Annotated in this window: 12 protein-coding genes and 1 pseudogene; 4 read left to right on the top strand and 9 right to left on the bottom strand. The window is 71.6% G+C overall.

Features of this window, described 5'->3' with window-relative positions:
* Nucleotides 1-29: 29 nt before the first annotated feature.
* The 3 genes and pseudogenes from ACTH43_RS13080 (at nt 30) to ACTH43_RS13070 (ending at nt 4,705) form a co-directional block, all read left to right on the top strand.
* Nucleotides 30-2,001 (top strand): annotated as a pseudogene (locus ACTH43_RS13080) (glycoside hydrolase family 15 protein).
* Between the two features lie 90 nt (nt 2,002-2,091).
* On the top strand, nt 2,092-3,570 hold the full coding sequence (locus ACTH43_RS13075; protein ID WP_441445339.1) for an NAD-dependent succinate-semialdehyde dehydrogenase: 1,479 nt from the start codon (nt 2,092-2,094) through the stop codon (nt 3,568-3,570).
* Nucleotides 3,571-3,727: 157 nt separating this feature from the next.
* On the top strand, nt 3,728-4,705 hold the full coding sequence (locus ACTH43_RS13070) for a hypothetical protein (RefSeq protein ID WP_441445338.1): 978 nt from the start codon (nt 3,728-3,730) through the stop codon (nt 4,703-4,705).
* A 50-nt stretch (nt 4,706-4,755) separates the two neighbouring features.
* Here ACTH43_RS13070 and ACTH43_RS13065 read toward each other — a convergent pair whose 3' ends face one another.
* The 4 genes from ACTH43_RS13065 to ACTH43_RS13050 all read right to left on the bottom strand — a co-directional run bounded on the left by ACTH43_RS13065 (nt 4,756) and on the right by ACTH43_RS13050 (nt 7,444).
* Nucleotides 4,756-5,343 (bottom strand): PTS sugar transporter subunit IIA, encoded by a 588-nt coding sequence (locus ACTH43_RS13065; protein WP_441445337.1) that lies wholly within the window; start codon nt 5,341-5,343, stop codon nt 4,756-4,758.
* Nucleotides 5,344-5,510: 167 nt separating this feature from the next.
* Nucleotides 5,511-6,359, bottom strand: coding sequence for an aldo/keto reductase (locus ACTH43_RS13060; RefSeq protein WP_441445336.1), 849 nt, complete (start codon nt 6,357-6,359; stop codon nt 5,511-5,513).
* Between the two features lie 63 nt (nt 6,360-6,422).
* Nucleotides 6,423-6,896, bottom strand: a complete 474-nt coding sequence (locus ACTH43_RS13055; protein WP_441445335.1) for an NUDIX domain-containing protein — start codon at nt 6,894-6,896, stop codon at nt 6,423-6,425.
* On the bottom strand, nt 6,893-7,444 hold the full coding sequence (locus tag ACTH43_RS13050; protein WP_441445334.1) for a PTS sugar transporter subunit IIA: 552 nt from the start codon (nt 7,442-7,444) through the stop codon (nt 6,893-6,895). The genes ACTH43_RS13055 and ACTH43_RS13050 overlap by 4 nt, the downstream gene beginning before the upstream one ends.
* Before the next feature lie 124 nt (nt 7,445-7,568).
* Between ACTH43_RS13050 and ACTH43_RS13045 the strand changes: the two genes are divergently transcribed.
* The gene (locus tag ACTH43_RS13045; protein ID WP_441445333.1) at nt 7,569-8,525 is read left to right on the top strand and encodes a sugar-binding transcriptional regulator; all 957 of its coding nucleotides are present in this window, start codon (nt 7,569-7,571) and stop codon (nt 8,523-8,525) included.
* A gap of 180 nt (nt 8,526-8,705) precedes the next feature.
* On the opposite strand, the gene ACTH43_RS13040 is transcribed toward ACTH43_RS13045, so the two are convergent.
* The 5 genes from ACTH43_RS13040 to ACTH43_RS13020 all read right to left on the bottom strand — a co-directional run bounded on the left by ACTH43_RS13040 (nt 8,706) and on the right by ACTH43_RS13020 (nt 13,832).
* Nucleotides 8,706-9,602 carry an aminodeoxychorismate lyase gene (locus ACTH43_RS13040; protein WP_441445332.1) on the bottom strand — a complete coding sequence of 299 codons (897 nt, stop codon included), beginning with the start codon at nt 9,600-9,602 and terminating at the stop codon, nt 8,706-8,708.
* A 153-nt stretch (nt 9,603-9,755) separates the two neighbouring features.
* Nucleotides 9,756-10,820, bottom strand: a complete 1,065-nt coding sequence (locus ACTH43_RS13035; protein WP_441445331.1) for a hypothetical protein — start codon at nt 10,818-10,820, stop codon at nt 9,756-9,758.
* Nucleotides 10,821-10,989: 169 nt separating this feature from the next.
* Entirely contained in the window at nt 10,990-11,472 is a 483-nt protein-coding gene (locus ACTH43_RS13030; RefSeq protein WP_441445330.1) for a hypothetical protein, read from the bottom strand.
* A gap of 75 nt (nt 11,473-11,547) precedes the next feature.
* Nucleotides 11,548-12,885: a DNA/RNA non-specific endonuclease gene (locus ACTH43_RS13025; protein WP_441445329.1), complete on the bottom strand. Its 1,338-nt coding sequence runs from the start codon at nt 12,883-12,885 to the stop codon at nt 11,548-11,550.
* A 152-nt stretch (nt 12,886-13,037) separates the two neighbouring features.
* Complete coding sequence (locus ACTH43_RS13020) at nt 13,038-13,832, bottom strand: hypothetical protein (protein WP_441445328.1); 795 nt, start codon at nt 13,830-13,832, stop codon at nt 13,038-13,040.
* Nucleotides 13,833-13,937: the final 105 nt, after the last annotated feature.

Genomic DNA, 13,937 nt, shown 5'->3' with positions numbered 1-13,937 from the left:
ATCCGCCCCCGCCGTGATGGACTGGCAGCATGGCTGCACCCCTCATCGAAGACCACGCCCTGCTCTCGGATCAGCGCACCACCGCGCTCGTCACGCGCGAGGGGGATATCGACTGGCTGTGCCTGCCGCGCTTCGACTCCGACGCACTGTTCTGCTCGTTGCTGGGGACGGAGGAGCACGGGCACTGGTCGTTGCGCATCGCCGACGGCGAGGTCCTCTCACGCCGCTACCTTCCCGGCACGATGGTGCTGGAGACCACGTGGCGCTCCCCCACCGGCACGGCGACGGTCACCGAATTCATGCCGGTCGCCGGAGGCGACGCCTCCACCCCCGAGGCGGAGAGCTCCGACTCGGCCTTGCCAGGCACCGGACCGGCGGACCAGTACGAGGACGGGGACCAGGACGGCGACCAGAGAGACGCTGAACCCGATGACGAGCGCGACGACGAGGGCGAGGCCTCGGGCTCTGCGTCCGGCTCCTCCCCCGGCTCTGCGGGGTCCCTGCGCGGTGACACCGAGGATCACGCCGATCTGGTCCGCCTGGTGCGCTGCACCGGCGGCGAGGTCGAGGTGGTCCAGGAACTGAAGATCCGGTTCGAATACGGGCTGGCAGCGCCCTGGGTGCGCCGGGGCGAGGATGTCGCCGGGGAGAAGGTGCTGATCGCGATCGCCGGCGGTGACGGGATCGCGCTGCACGGACCGGCGCTGACCGCCGGAGAGAACCGCTCCCATCAGGGACGCCACCGCCTTGGCGCCGGGGAGGAGACCGCCTGGGTCCTCACCTGGTTCCCCTCCTGGCTCGAGGTGCCTCCGGTGCAGGACACCCGCAGAGAGCTCGAGCGCACCATCGCGGAGTGGACGGGCTGGCTGGGACAGGTGCGGGTCGATGAGGAGCATGCCCAGCCGGTGGCCCGCTCCCTGCTGGTGCTGAGGGCCCTGACCCATCGCCGCACCGGCGGGATCGTCGCCGCGGCCACCACCAGCCTGCCGGAGGACTTCGGCGGGGTGCGCAACTGGGACTACCGCTTCTGCTGGCTGCTGGCTGCGGGACGCGGCGCTCTCGCTCGAGGCGCTGCTGACCCACGGGCACGTCGACGCCGCCGCCGGGTGGCGGGAATGGCTGCTGCGCGCGATCGCCGGGGATCCCGAGCGGCTGCAGATCATGTACTCGATCACCGGGGACCGGAACCTGCTGGAGCGGGAGCTTACGCACCTGCCCGGCTACGAGGAATCCGCGCCAGTGCGGATCGGCAACGGTGCCGCCGGTCAGTTCCAGGCCGACGTGGTGGGCGAGGTGATGATCGCCCTGGCGATGATGCGCGATGCCGGCGTCGAGGAGACGCAGTGGTCCTGGCCGCTGCAGAAGGCGCTCGTGCGCTTCACCATCGACCGCCTGGACGAGCCCGATCAGGGTATCTGGGAGATGCGCGGGGAGCCCGCCTTCTTCACCCACGGCCGGGTGATGGTCTGGGCGGTGTTCGACCGCGCGATCGATGCGGTGCGCCGCCATCACCTGCCGGCGAGCGCCGAGGATCTGGCGCTCTGGGAGCGGCTGCGGGAGCAGGTGCGCGAGGAGGTGCTGACCCGCGGCGTCGGCCCCGACGGCGCATTCACCCAGACCTACGACTCCACCGAGGTGGACGCCTCTCTGCTCCAGATCCCGCACACCGGGTTCCTGCCGGCGGATGATCCGCGCGTGCTCGCCACCGTCGCGCGGATCGAGCAGGACCTGCACGTGGAGAACGGGCTGATCCTGCGCTACCGCACCCAGGGCCAGGACGGCCTGCCCGGCGATGAGCATCCCTTCCTGGTGTGCTGCTTCTGGCTGGTCGAACAGTACGCCTCCTCCGGCCGCACGGCCGATGCCGAAGCCCTGCTCGACACCCTGCTGGCCGAGGAGTACGACACCGGGGCCCGCCGCATGGCCGGGAACTTCCCCCAGGCCTTCAGCCATCTGGGACTGATCCGGGCCGTGGATGCTCTGGCCGTGGCGCGCGCCTGACCGGGCGGCGCCCGGCCGGACGGTCGGCGAACGCTCGCACGGCGGGTGCAGACTGGGAAGGACCCCCGACGACCACAGGAGGAGCACCCCATGACCCACCGCCCTGCCCTCACCCCCGCCACGATCACCGAGCTGCTCGAGCGCACCCCGCGCAGCTCCTTCGTAGGCGGCAGCTTCCTCGGCGGCACGCCCTCGCTCGAGGTGATCGACCCGGCCACCGGCCAGGCACTCACGCAGGTCGTCGACGCCGACGCCGCAGCGATCGGCATGCAGGCCCTCGAAGCGGCGCACACCGCCCAGGAGGACTGGGCCGCGACCACCCCGCGGGAACGCTCGGAGATCCTGCGCCGCGCCTACGAGCTGTGCCACGAGCGGGCCGATGACCTGGCGGCGCTGATGACTCTCGAGATGGGCAAACCGCTCGCGGAGGCCTATGGCGAGGTCACCTACGGCGCGGAGTTCCTGCGCTGGTTCAGCGAGGAGGCGGTGCGCCTGCCCGGCCGCTTCCGCCACGCCCCGGCCGCAGACCACGCGATCGTGACGGTCGCCCGGCCCGTCGGCCCCACCCTGCTGATCACTCCGTGGAACTTCCCGCTCTCGATGGGCACCCGGAAGATCGCCCCGGCGCTCGCGGCCGGCTGCACCGTGGCACTCAAGCCCGCCCAGAAGACTCCGCTGACCTCGCTCGCGCTGATGGCCATCCTCGCCGAGGCGGGTGTCCCGGACGGGGTGGTGAACTGCGTGGTGACCAGCGATTCGAAGGGTCTGTCCTCCACGCTGATGGCTGATCCCCGGCTGCGGAAGGTGTCCTTCACGGGCTCCACCGGCGTGGGCCGCACCCTCATCGCGCAATCCGCCGAGCACGTGCTGAAGACCTCCATGGAGCTGGGCGGCAACGCCCCGTTCCTGGTGCTGCCCTCCGCAGACGTCGACACCGCGGTGGAGGCGGCGATGCTCGCGAAGTTCCGCAACAACGGTGAGGCCTGCACTGCCGCGAACCGCTTCTACGTCCACTCCTCGGTGGCCGAGGAGTTCACCGCGAAGCTGGTCGAGCGCACCGAGCAGCTGGTCCTCGGCCCGGGCGCGGAGGCGGGGACCACCCTCGGCCCGCTGATCGACGAGGCCGGGCTCGAGAAAGTCGAGGAACTCACGGCCGACGCGGTCGACCGTGGCGCACGGGTGCTCACCGGGGGCACCCGGGGTGAGGGCCCGGGCTTCTTCTTCCCGGCGACCGTGCTCACCGACGTGCCGCGCGAGGCGCGGATCCATCGCGAGGAGATCTTCGGGCCGCTGGCCCCGCTGACCGTGCTCGATGACGTCGAGGAGATGACCGCCGCGGCGAACGACACCGAGTTCGGGCTGATGGCCTACGTCATCGCGGAGGATCTCCGCGAGATCACCGCGGTGACCGGCCGGCTCGAATCGGGGATGGTCGCGGTGAACCTCGGGGTCGCCTCCGATCCGTCGGCCCCCTTCGGCGGGGTCAAGGAGTCCGGGCTGGGCCGTGAGGGCTCCCATGAGGGCCTCACCGAATTCCTCGAGACCACCTACGTGCGCCTGCCGCTGTGAACTGGTAGGACGTCGGCCCGCTCGTCGGAGGTCGGCGACAGAGATTTCAGCAATCGATTGCACCAGGGCTCGCGAGTCGCTACGGTCGTGCCGGAAGGTCCCATCAACGACCCCCGCCTCCGTCCAGAGCCGGGCGCGGCGACACAAGGAGCTCGACGTGCGCACCATCTCCCGATCCGCAGTTGCCCTGTCCACCATGGCCCTCGCCTCCGCCAGCCTCGCGCTCGGCGCCGGCAGCGCAAGCGCTGCCCTGACCACCTACTGCGACGGGGAGGCATCGGGCGTGACCGTCCCCGGCGACCTCGTCGTCGCCAAGGACTCCTCCTGCGTCCTGACCGACGTGACCATCGAGGGCGAGGTCCGCGTCCAGGCCGGCGGCGATCTCCTGGTCACCGACACCTCGGTCGCCGAGCGGGTGGTCGTGCAGGCTGATGGCTACTTCGATGGGACCGGCGCCGAGATCGGCGGCAACATCGTCTCCCGGGGCGGATACGGCGTATACCTCGACGCCTCCACCGTGGGCGGCAGCTACGTGGGCCGGGCGGCCGAGGACGCTGAGCCCTTCCTCTACTCCTATGACACCGCGATCGACGGCCGCGTCACCGTGGCCCAGGGACTCGTGCATCTGCAGACGGTGACCGTCGGCGGTCACCTGACCAGTGAGAACTCCCTCTACACGGATATCCTCGACTCCACCGTCGCCCGCGATCTCACCGTCACCAGCGCCGCCGAGGGAACCGCGCTGTGCGGCAGCGAGGTCGACGGCGCGGCCACCTACACCGGCAACGCCGGCGTGCAGATCGGGACCGGCGGCGCGCTCATCGACTGCGAGGACCCCAACTACCTCGGCGGAGACCTCACCATCTCGGACAGCACCGACGGGGTGGACGTCACCGACAACATCATCCGCGGCGACCTGACCGGCTCGGGCAACGACCCGGCGCCCACCGGAGCCGACAACCGGGTCCGCGGCGCAGCCAGCGGTCAGTTCGCCGAGCTGGCTCCGGCCGCTCGCACCATGAGCACCCAGTCCTCGACGCAGGATCACCAGCAGGAGCTGGACGACAAGCGCGCCGAGCGGCGCGGCTCCGCCGAGGAGGCCGCCGAGCTCTCGGGCCCGGCTGACCTGCGCTGATCGCCCCGGTGCGGTCGGCCTCTGCGAAGCAGCCGCAGCACCCCGGCGCCTCAGCCCGCGAGCCACTCCCGGGCGCGGCGCTCGAGATCCGCGTCATCGGTCGCGGCGAGCAGCTCGCGCACACCCTCGGGCTCCTGCAGCCGGGCCACCAGGTCCTGGAGCGCGGTGAGCTGGCTGTGCGAGTCGGAGAGCACCAGCATGACGATCAGCTCCGCCCAGATGGTGCGCTCCCCGGACGAGCCGATCTCACCGAACGCCACGGGGTCTCGCGGGATCGCGATGGCGAGACCCGGGGTCAGCACATGCTCCGGGTCGGTGTGCGGGATCGCCGCGGGCACCAGAGTGGGCAGGCCGGTGGGCTGCTTCGCCTCGCGCAGCAGCACCGCGGCTTCGAAGGAGTCGGTGACCGCGCCGATCTCCCGCAGCCGGGCGGACAGCGCCCTCAGCGCGACGGGAGCATCGTCTGCCTCGAGGCCGACGATCGCGGCGCCGGGCAGAACGGTCGCACCGCCCAGCGACACCTCCGCGGTGCTGTCACCAGCGGTGCTGTCAACGGCGGCGATGTCAACGGCAGGGTCGGCCGTGCTGTCAGCAGCAGCGTTGTCAGCAGGGGCGCCGTCGGCGCTGTCCTCGTTCATGCTCCGGCTCCTTCATGCGCCACACTGCGCTCTGCCTGCTCCACGACCTCAACGGTGAGGTGCGGTGGGCTGTCGATCCTGCGCTGTCCCGACGCCGGTCCTGTCCCGGCGCCGGCCGCAGCAGGATCCCCAGATCCTAGTGCGCGTCCTGCCCGGAGGGCGCCGGTTCAGGCGCCCTGGTGCCCGGCGAACTCATCAGGGTTCGGGCCCCGGCGGGCGCCGGCACCCTTGTCCAGCGCGTTGATCTGCGCGATCTCGTCCTCGGTGAGGGTCAGCTCGAGGGAGGCGAAGTTCGAGTCGATGCGCTCGGGGGTGACGGACTTCGGGATCACCACGTTGCCCAGGGCCAGGTTCCAGGCGATCAGCACCTGCGCGGGGGTGGCGCCATGGGCCTCGGAGATCTGGGTGATGACGAGATCCTCGAGCTCGCCGCCGCCCTGACCGAGCGGTGACCAGGACTGGGTGACGATGCCCTTGCCGGCATGGAACTGACGCAGCTCGGACTGGTGGAGGTACGGGTGCAGCTCGATCTGGTTGAGCACCGGCAGCACACCCGTCTCGGACTCGAGCGCGATGATGTCCTCGATTCGGAAGTTCGAGGTCCCGATCGAGCGGATCCGGCCCTGCTCCTGCAGCTCCACGAGCGCCTTCCAGGTCTCCACGGCGAGGCCCTTGGAGGGGGCGGGCCAGTGGATCAGGTAGAGGTCGAGCTCCTCGAGGCCGAGATCCTCCATCGTCGCGTCGAAGGAGGCGAGGGTCTTGTCGCGACCCTGGTCCTGATTGGGGACCTTAGAGGTCACGAACACCTCGTCGCGGGCGAGGCCGGAGGCCTTCAGGGCCTGGCCCACCCCCGCCTCGTTGTTGTAGCCGCGGGCGGTGTCCACGTGGCGGTAGCCGGCCTCGAGGGCCCTGACCACGACCTCCGCGGCGACCGCGTTCTCGACCTGCCACACGCCGTAGCCGAGCTGCGGGATCGAGCGGCCGTCACGGAAGGCGATGCTGGGCGAGGTGGTCATGATGCTCCTTGCTCTGGGGGCACGGCAGGTGGCCGCGTAGGTCAGCCCTTCCAGACTAGCGGCTCAGGCCCGGCTCACTCCCAGGGAGATCGGCCGGTCGCTGGGGTCGGACTCGAGCCAGCGGGCGAGCGCGGGCGGTTTCACGTCGTAGCCGCCGAGGCGGTCCAACGGCAGCCAGGCAGTGCCCGCCTGGCGGCCGTCCGGAGCGGTGCCCTCGCCGGGCTCCTCCCCCTCGGCCAGCCCGCACCAGTAGGCCACGTTGACCTGATGGAAGGGCGCGATCGGGGAGTCGTCGCGCACGCTCCGCTCGGTCATGAACTCGTACAGGCAGGCCACCTGATGCACCTCGACGCGTGCACCGATCTCCTCCTGGCACTCTCGGATCAGGGCGGTGGGCTGGTCCTCGCCGTGCTCCTGGCCGCCGCCGGGCAGCTCGAACATCTCGTGCCCGGCGGGGTGGACGTAGCGGTTCATGAGAACCTGCCGGTTCCGGACGATGAGCGCCTTCACGGCCACCCGGGGAGTCCTGGAGCTCATGCGCCGGCCCCCTCATTCCCGCTGGCGGGCGGGGCCTGATGCCCGGGCGGAAGGATGCTCGCCAAGCGCAGCTCGAACCGTCGGCGCAGCTCCTCGTCATCGGTGGCATCCAGCAGGTCCTGCACGGCGGTCTCGTCGCTGAGCAGGCCCATCAGCTGCTGCAACGCTGCGAGATGCTCACGGGTGTCGGTGAGCAGCGGCATCGCCACCAGGCGCACCTCGACGGTGCCCTCGCGGGTGCCCATCTCCCCGAACGTCACGGGGCGGGCGAGCGTCGCCACCGCGAGTCCCGGCGCCACCACGTGCTGCGGATCGGCATGCGGGATCGCGGTGGGGATCGGTGTGGGCAGGCCGGTGGGATAGGTCCGCTCCCGGGTGCGCAGCGCCTCGGGGAAGTCGACGGTGACCGCCCCGGCGTCCAGCAGCCGGCCCGCGAGGGAGAGAAGCACGTCCTCGCTGTCGGAGACGTCCAGGTGGGCCAGGACCACGGTCAGGACGAGGGGCGTGGCGGGCCCCTCGGCCGCAGGCGGCGTCGGATCTGTGCTCATGGTTCCTCCCCGGGTGGCGACCCCCTGATTCTGGCACCTTCCCGCCGCCCGCCTGCGTACCCTGGGCTGATCCGGCCGGGCGCGTCCTGCGCGCGCCGCCAACCCCATATGACCAGGAGTGCCCATGCCTGCCCCTCGAGACTCCGCCGTCGTGGTGCGGGCGGCGCGGCTCTATTACGAGCAGGGTCGATCACAGACGGAGGTCGCGCAGGAGCTGGGGCTGTCCCGCTCGAACGTCTCGCGGATCCTCACCCAGGCGCGGGACCGCGGGATCGTGGAGATCACGATCCATGACCCGGAGGGTCCGCCGCGCCGTGACGAGGCCCTCGAGGCGGCGCTGCGGGCCGCGTTCTCCCTCCGTGCGGTGCATGTGGTCTCCGCCCCGCGGGCCACGGCGATGGAGTCCGTGGCTCGCGAGGGTGCCGCGATGCTCGCCGAGCGGGCGGCGGGCGTGCGCAGCATCGGGGTGTCCTGGGGGCGGACGGTCCAGAACGTGGTCACGCAGCTGGAGACCCTCCAGCTGCGGCCCATTCCGGCGGTGCTGCCGCTGGTGGGCGGGCACAGCGCACTGGACCAGTTCGATTCCGGGGACTCCGTGCTGAAGGTGCTCGCCTCCCGTCTGGGGGCGACGCCGCAGACCCTCTACGCCCCGGCGGTGCTCGAATCTGCGACCACGGTGGCGACGCTGCGCGCCGAGTCCAGCATCGGCAGGGTGCTGGCGGCGGCCGCGCAGGTGGAGCTCGCGCTCGTGGGCATCGGCTCGCACGGGGTGCATTCCTCCCCGCACGTCCTCGAGCTGATGCGGCTGAGCGACTCCGAGCGGGCCGTCTTCGAGGCCCAGCAGCCGGTGGGTGATGTCTGCGGGCGCTTCATCGACGCGCACGGAGTGCCCCTGGGGGCGCCGACGGATCAGCGGGTGCTCGCGGTGACCTTCTCGGAGCTGCTGCGGATCCCCGAGGTGCTGGGAGTGGCCGCCGGGGCGGAGAAGGCGGAGGGGGTGCTCGGAGTGCTGCGCAGCGGAGCGATCGACACCGCGGTGTTCGACGTCGACCTCGCCCGCGAGGTGCTGGCCCGGGCCTGAACGTGCTGACGGACCGGACCGGACCGGACCGGCCGATTCCGAGCCAGATCCGGCCATTTCTGGCTCGGAATCGGCCGATCCTGGTGGCGCGCTACGGCAGCGCAGGGCGGGCGGCGGGCCGCGGCAGCGCAGGACGGACAGCGCGCCGCGGCAGCGCCGGGCGGTGGCAGCGCAGCGGCGTCAGGCCTGTCCCTTGAGCACGTGCTCGAAGCGGGCGGTGAGCTCGTGGTCCACCGGCAGCTCGGCCTCGTCGAGGTGGGTGATCGGGGCGGCCAGCCGGGTCGAGGACAGCAGCCAGGCACCGTCGGAGCCGGTCACGTCCTCCACGGTCATCAGCTGCTCTGTCACTGCGGCGCCCTCATGCTCGGCCAGCCAGTCGAACAGCGTTTTCACACTGGTTCCGGGGAGCACACCGGCACTGGCCGGAGTGGTGAGGAACTGCCCGTCGCGGCGCACCAGCAGCGTGGACGTGGGTCCCTCGAGCACATAGCCGTCGCTCGCGACGAACAGCACATCGGCCGCGCCGCGCCGCTTCGCTTCGCGCACGGCGGCCATGTTCACGGCGTAGCTGAGGGTCTTCGCGCCGGGCAGCAGCCAGGGGCTGGTCCCGGCGACGGCGGTGGACAGGCCGCGGTCCAGCGCCGCCACCCGCATCCCGGCCCGGTACGGGGTCCAGTCGTCGGAGACACGGGCGTGGATCCAGCAGGTGGGGACGCCGACGCCCTCGATGCCGCGGGTGTACATCACGCGCACGCTCAGCTCGGCGACCGGATCATGGGCGGCGATCGCGGCGTCGACAGCCTCGGACAGAGTGGCGAGGTCCGGTGCGGGCAGCTCGACCTGGGCGGCGCTGCGGGCGAGCCGCGCCAGATGGGGGCCGACGTTCACGGGCACGCCGTCGAAGGCGCCGATGGTCTCGAAGACGCCATCGCCGCGGGTCGCGACGAGGTCGGTGACCGACAGCTGTGGGACGGTCGCGTCGGCCAGGTGGAAGCGGGCGCCGCCGTCCGTCGGGGCGCCGGTGGCACCCGGGACGAGGACGAGGACCGGAGCGGGAGAAGGGCTGGTCGTGGTCATGTCACGGCTCCTGATCGGGGGGCCTCACGGGGGTGGAGGCGGTCCGTCCAGGGTAGACCCCTGACCGGGAGGGCACGCTGCGCCGGGGCCGAGAGGCTGCGCCAGGGCCAACGGGCCGCCATGGCGCCGAGAGGTCGTGCGGACCCCGATGGGTCAGGAGTGCCCGATGCGGTCGCCGATCACGGAACCGCTGGCAGCACCCGGGTCGAGCGCGTCGCCGAGCATCTCCAGCAGCCGCTCGAGCAGGGAGCGCGGCCCCTGCTCCCCGTCGTTCGTGATGCGTCCGGCGGGTCCGGAGCCCGCGCTCTGCGCAGGACCGTTCTCCAGAGCCTGAATACCCGCCGAGCGGTCACCAGCCGGCGCTCCCTCGCTGGCCCCCTCAACCCCGGCTTCCGCACCGGTACCGGACTCCCCGCCCGCGCCGCCGCCACCGGAGCCGCCGCCCGAGCCTGATGCGCCACCGGACCCGGAACCGCTGCCGGAGCCGCCCGCGGACTCGCCACCGCTGCCCCCTGCAGCGGAGTCCTCACCTGCGGCGTCCCCACCTGCGGAGTCCTCACCGCCAGCGCCCCCCAGCGCGGCGGGCTCGTCAGAGAGCAACGAATCCTGCGGGGTGATCTGACCGGATTCTCCGATCAGGTTTCCGAGACCGCCGGCGAGGCCGAGCCCGGCCAGCAGGCCCTCGAGCGCGAGACCCATCCCGATCGCGCTGCGGATCATGTCGGCGAGCAGGCCACCCAGCAGGCTGCCGAGGAAGGCGCCCAGGAACGCCGCGCACCCTTCCGGGGTGCTGAGCACCTCGCGCAGCAGCTCCGCGAAGGGGCCGCCCCGACCGGGGCCCGTACCGCGCAGCGCGTCCTCCACCATCCCGAGCAGGTCGCGCAGGAACTCTCCGGGGCTCGACCATCCGCCGCCCCCGGACCCGCCGCCGAATCCGCCGAGGGGGCCGTCCGGTGCGGAGGCGGCCTCCTGCTCGTCGGCATGCTGGGCGAGTCGGCGCGCCCGCTGGCGCAGCTCGACCTCCTGGTCCTGCAGGGAAGGACGCACGACGCCGGACCAATCGGCACGGAAGCGATCGGCGTCCTCTCCGATCCATTCGATGTTCTCGATGCTCGAGGTCAGCAGGGCCTCGAGGTCAGCGAGCGCTTCCGCTCGGCGCGAGTACACCGTCCCCATCGTCCGCAGAGCCTCGGTGTCCGCGCCCCAGAATGCGTTCATCAGCCGCCGGTCCCCTTCTTCATCCCCATGACCGGCCGCGCCGGATCCCCCACTTGTCGGTCCTACGGTAATGACTCCCCGACCCGAGGGCCATGGGGAGGACTACCCATGCTCCGGCCTGCACCGATGCCCGAGAGCAGGTAGCGGACAGGCCGTGCTCGCACAGCAGTCAGGAGCCCCTGAGCAGCTCCCGCACCCAGGAGGGCAGGCGACCCTCGCCGACGCGGGCGGCGAGCAGGTGCGCGTAGGCCGTGTCGATCCCCCCGCGCCCGTCGAAGCTGCCGGGGTCCCGGTCGTAGTTCATGTCCGTCTCGAGCCGGATCCGTTCCGGTTCCTGCGGGCTGCGGCTCGCCTCCAGCCGGAGGGAGACGAAGGCCTGCTCCTGCTCAGCGGCGGCCTGCTGGAGAGCATCCAGCAGCAGGGTGATCTGCGAGTCGGTCGCGAAGGCGGCATCGCCTCCGCCAGTGGTTCCGTCGCGGTCCGTGATCACGAGCCGGCCGGCCCATTCCTCGCCGTGAGGGATGAAGGCTGCTGCGACGGCAGCCCAGTCTTCGGAGAGCTCGAGCGAGCTCAGCAGCACCCCGGCGAGGTCATGGACGAGAGCGCCCTGGCGTGCCATCGGAGAGTCGGACGGAGGCGGGGTCTGGGTCATCAACGGAGATTCCTCCACACGGGTCGGTTCGCAGTGTCGTTCAGGAGTGCCGGTCAGGAGTGCCGGTCAGGAGTGTCAGCCGGGGAAGCGGGCTCCGTCAGGATAATTGGGCAGGTGCTCCTCCACGATCTGCTCGCCGTTCTCGTGGATCCGCACGTCATAGCCGCTGGGCACGTACTCCCAGGGCTCGCTGCCCTGCTCCGGGCTGACGCCCTCGGGCTGCTCCTCGCCCCAGGTCACGCGGGTCTCGTACGAGTAGGAGCTGCCGTCGTCGGCGATGCCGTCGGCCATCAGCGATTCAAAGGAGTAGATGGTCTCCGCCCCGCTGCGGGCCTGGTTCACCTCATCCCACTGCCGGGTGTAGTTGATCTCCTCGCGGATGCCGCCGAGCTGGCGGGCCAGCATGTGCCCGGCGTTGAACTCGACCGGTTCGGAGGTGCCGTCCCCGGCCATGTCCCAGCGCTCGGCGATCTTCGACTGGATCGACTGGCTCCGAGACATCTCGCGGTCGACGATGACGTCGGGAACGTACATGTGCTCGGTGCGCCCCAGCTCATCGGTGCGATAGAAGGTCGAGTCGTTGACGTGATACGTCGCGTCGGGGAACACCTCGCGGAGGTTGGGGTTCATCTCCTTTCCCCCGCCAGTGGCCTCGATGTAGGTGATGCGGCCCTCGCCGTCGGTGTAATAGGTGCCGTGGTCTCCCACGTCGTAGGTGGTGTCCGGGGAGAGGTCGAGCGGGGCACCGTCCGCGTCCAGGCCGAACGGTTCGTCGTCCGCGACCGGGGCGAGTTCATGGTCACCGTCCACGGTGACGGTGGAGGCGGTCTCCGGTGGAATGAGCTCCATGCCGGAGTCGGGGAAGGCGAGCCCGCTCTCGCCGACCGCCGCGGAGACGTCCAGGGTGTTCACCGCAGCCCCAGCGGTCTTGGCATGCATGGTCGGCGGGACGCCCCCGGCCATCAGCCGGAGATCTGCGGCAGCGAGGGTCGCCATGGTGCCGACGGCGGCGGAGGCTCCGGCGCCCCGGAGCAGGTCGGTGCGGGATATGGGCGGTGGTGGGGATACGACGGGCGGCGCCGCGTCCCGGCCTCCTCCCCTGCCCGCAGGCCCCTCTCGTCCCACGCCGCCACCTCCGGCGGTTCCGGCGGAGGAGGTCTCGTCCTGTTCCCAGGCATGCGCATCGAGCTCTCGCTCCTGCTGCCGGAGCCGGGAGACGCGCGCGAGCAGTCCCGGGCGCACCTGACCGCTCCAGTCCGCGCGAAAGGACTCGGCATCCGGCCCGACCCAGTGGACGGCGTCGATCACCGCGCCGAGCCGAGCGGCGAGGTCGTCGATCCGTTCGCTGCCGCCGCCGAGAGCGCCGGCCGTCTGCCGCAGCACCTCGGTGTCTGCTCCCCAGAAACCGGTCACGTCATCTCCCCCGCTCGTGGCCACGTGGCATTCACGCTACGGAGCGGCGTCGTGCCGCGGGAATGGGGAGTTCTCCCCATCAGGCGTGGCGGCGCCGAGAGTTCACCGGTGCGCCACCGGACGGCCAGGGCGAACCTGGCCGCCCGCGGAGTTCAGCCTCCCAGCACCGCGATCACGCGGCCGTGCCGGCTCCAGGCGACGTGCGTCTCGAGCGGGTCACCGGGCACCTCGAGCTCCATCAGGTCCACGCGCGCGCCGACCGGTGCTTCACGCAGATCGGCGACGGCGAGCGCGCCGACCGGCAGGTCCGAGAGACCCGAGGCCGCAGGGTCCTGCAGGGGCACCTCGACGCCCTCGGCGAGCTCGGTCATGCCCAGCAGCTCGGCGAACAGGTGCTCGTCCATCAGCTGCTCCGCGGCGTCGGTGCGGGCATCCTTCGAATCCTCCGCGACCGGTCCCCGCTCGGCGAGCGTGACGAGGGTGGCCTCGAGCGCATCGGCGAAGCGCACCAGATAGGCGCCGAGGTCGGGGGCGGCCAGCTGCAGGGCGAGGTCCTCGCCGATGCCGTAGACCGCGCCGGGCGTGCCATCCGGGTCCAGGGCGAGCACCACGGCCGCCTCCGGCGTCTCGTACAGGGGGTAGAAGGAGGTCGCGTCGCCGAGCAGGGTGTAGGGGCCCACGTCGGTGCGGTCCTCGATCTGGAGGGTGAGCATCGTCAGCCCGCGCACGATCACCCCGCCCAGCTCGTCGGCGATCTGCTCGAGGGCGGGCGGCGGATCAGCCGAGACCTCCTCCTCGGTGACGGCGAGGCCGGGGATCGCGGCGGCGTCCTGCTCGTAGATGTTGACCAGCGAGGCCAGTCGGTCCAGGACCGGGCGCACAGAGGCCAGCGGCAGCACCTCGGCGTCGGTGGGCCAGGGCAGGGAGGAGTTCATAGGCGTGCTCACACGCTCAGTGTGTCACGCGGGAACGGGCCGGTTCAGGGCAGTGCCGGTGAGCCTGGGCTCCTACCGCTCGTCCCTCGCAGCACGTCGCCCAGGCAGGACCAGATC

The sequence above is a fragment of the Brachybacterium sp. genome (assembly GCF_052095815.1).
Classification (GTDB): domain Bacteria; phylum Actinomycetota; class Actinomycetes; order Actinomycetales; family Dermabacteraceae; genus Brachybacterium.
This window is presented reverse-complemented; position numbering and strand designations above follow the sequence as displayed.

What these genes read in the sequence shown, in the direction of transcription:
- ACTH43_RS13075 (WP_441445339.1), top strand. Translation starts at nt 2,092, where the DNA reads ATGACCCACCGCCCTGCCCTCACCCCCGCCACGATCACCGAGCTGCTC.
- ACTH43_RS13035 (WP_441445331.1), bottom strand. Translation starts at nt 10,820, where the DNA reads ATGAACGCATTCTGGGGCGCGGACACCGAGGCTCTGCGGACGATGGGG.
- ACTH43_RS13065 (WP_441445337.1), bottom strand. Translation starts at nt 5,343, where the DNA reads ATGAACGAGGACAGCGCCGACGGCGCCCCTGCTGACAACGCTGCTGCT.
- ACTH43_RS13060 (WP_441445336.1), bottom strand. Translation starts at nt 6,359, where the DNA reads ATGACCACCTCGCCCAGCATCGCCTTCCGTGACGGCCGCTCGATCCCG.
- ACTH43_RS13030 (WP_441445330.1), bottom strand. Translation starts at nt 11,472, where the DNA reads ATGACCCAGACCCCGCCTCCGTCCGACTCTCCGATGGCACGCCAGGGC.
- ACTH43_RS13055 (WP_441445335.1), bottom strand. Translation starts at nt 6,896, where the DNA reads ATGAGCTCCAGGACTCCCCGGGTGGCCGTGAAGGCGCTCATCGTCCGG.
- ACTH43_RS13040 (WP_441445332.1), bottom strand. Translation starts at nt 9,602, where the DNA reads ATGACCACGACCAGCCCTTCTCCCGCTCCGGTCCTCGTCCTCGTCCCG.
- ACTH43_RS13045 (WP_441445333.1), top strand. Translation starts at nt 7,569, where the DNA reads ATGCCTGCCCCTCGAGACTCCGCCGTCGTGGTGCGGGCGGCGCGGCTC.
- ACTH43_RS13050 (WP_441445334.1), bottom strand. Translation starts at nt 7,444, where the DNA reads ATGAGCACAGATCCGACGCCGCCTGCGGCCGAGGGGCCCGCCACGCCC.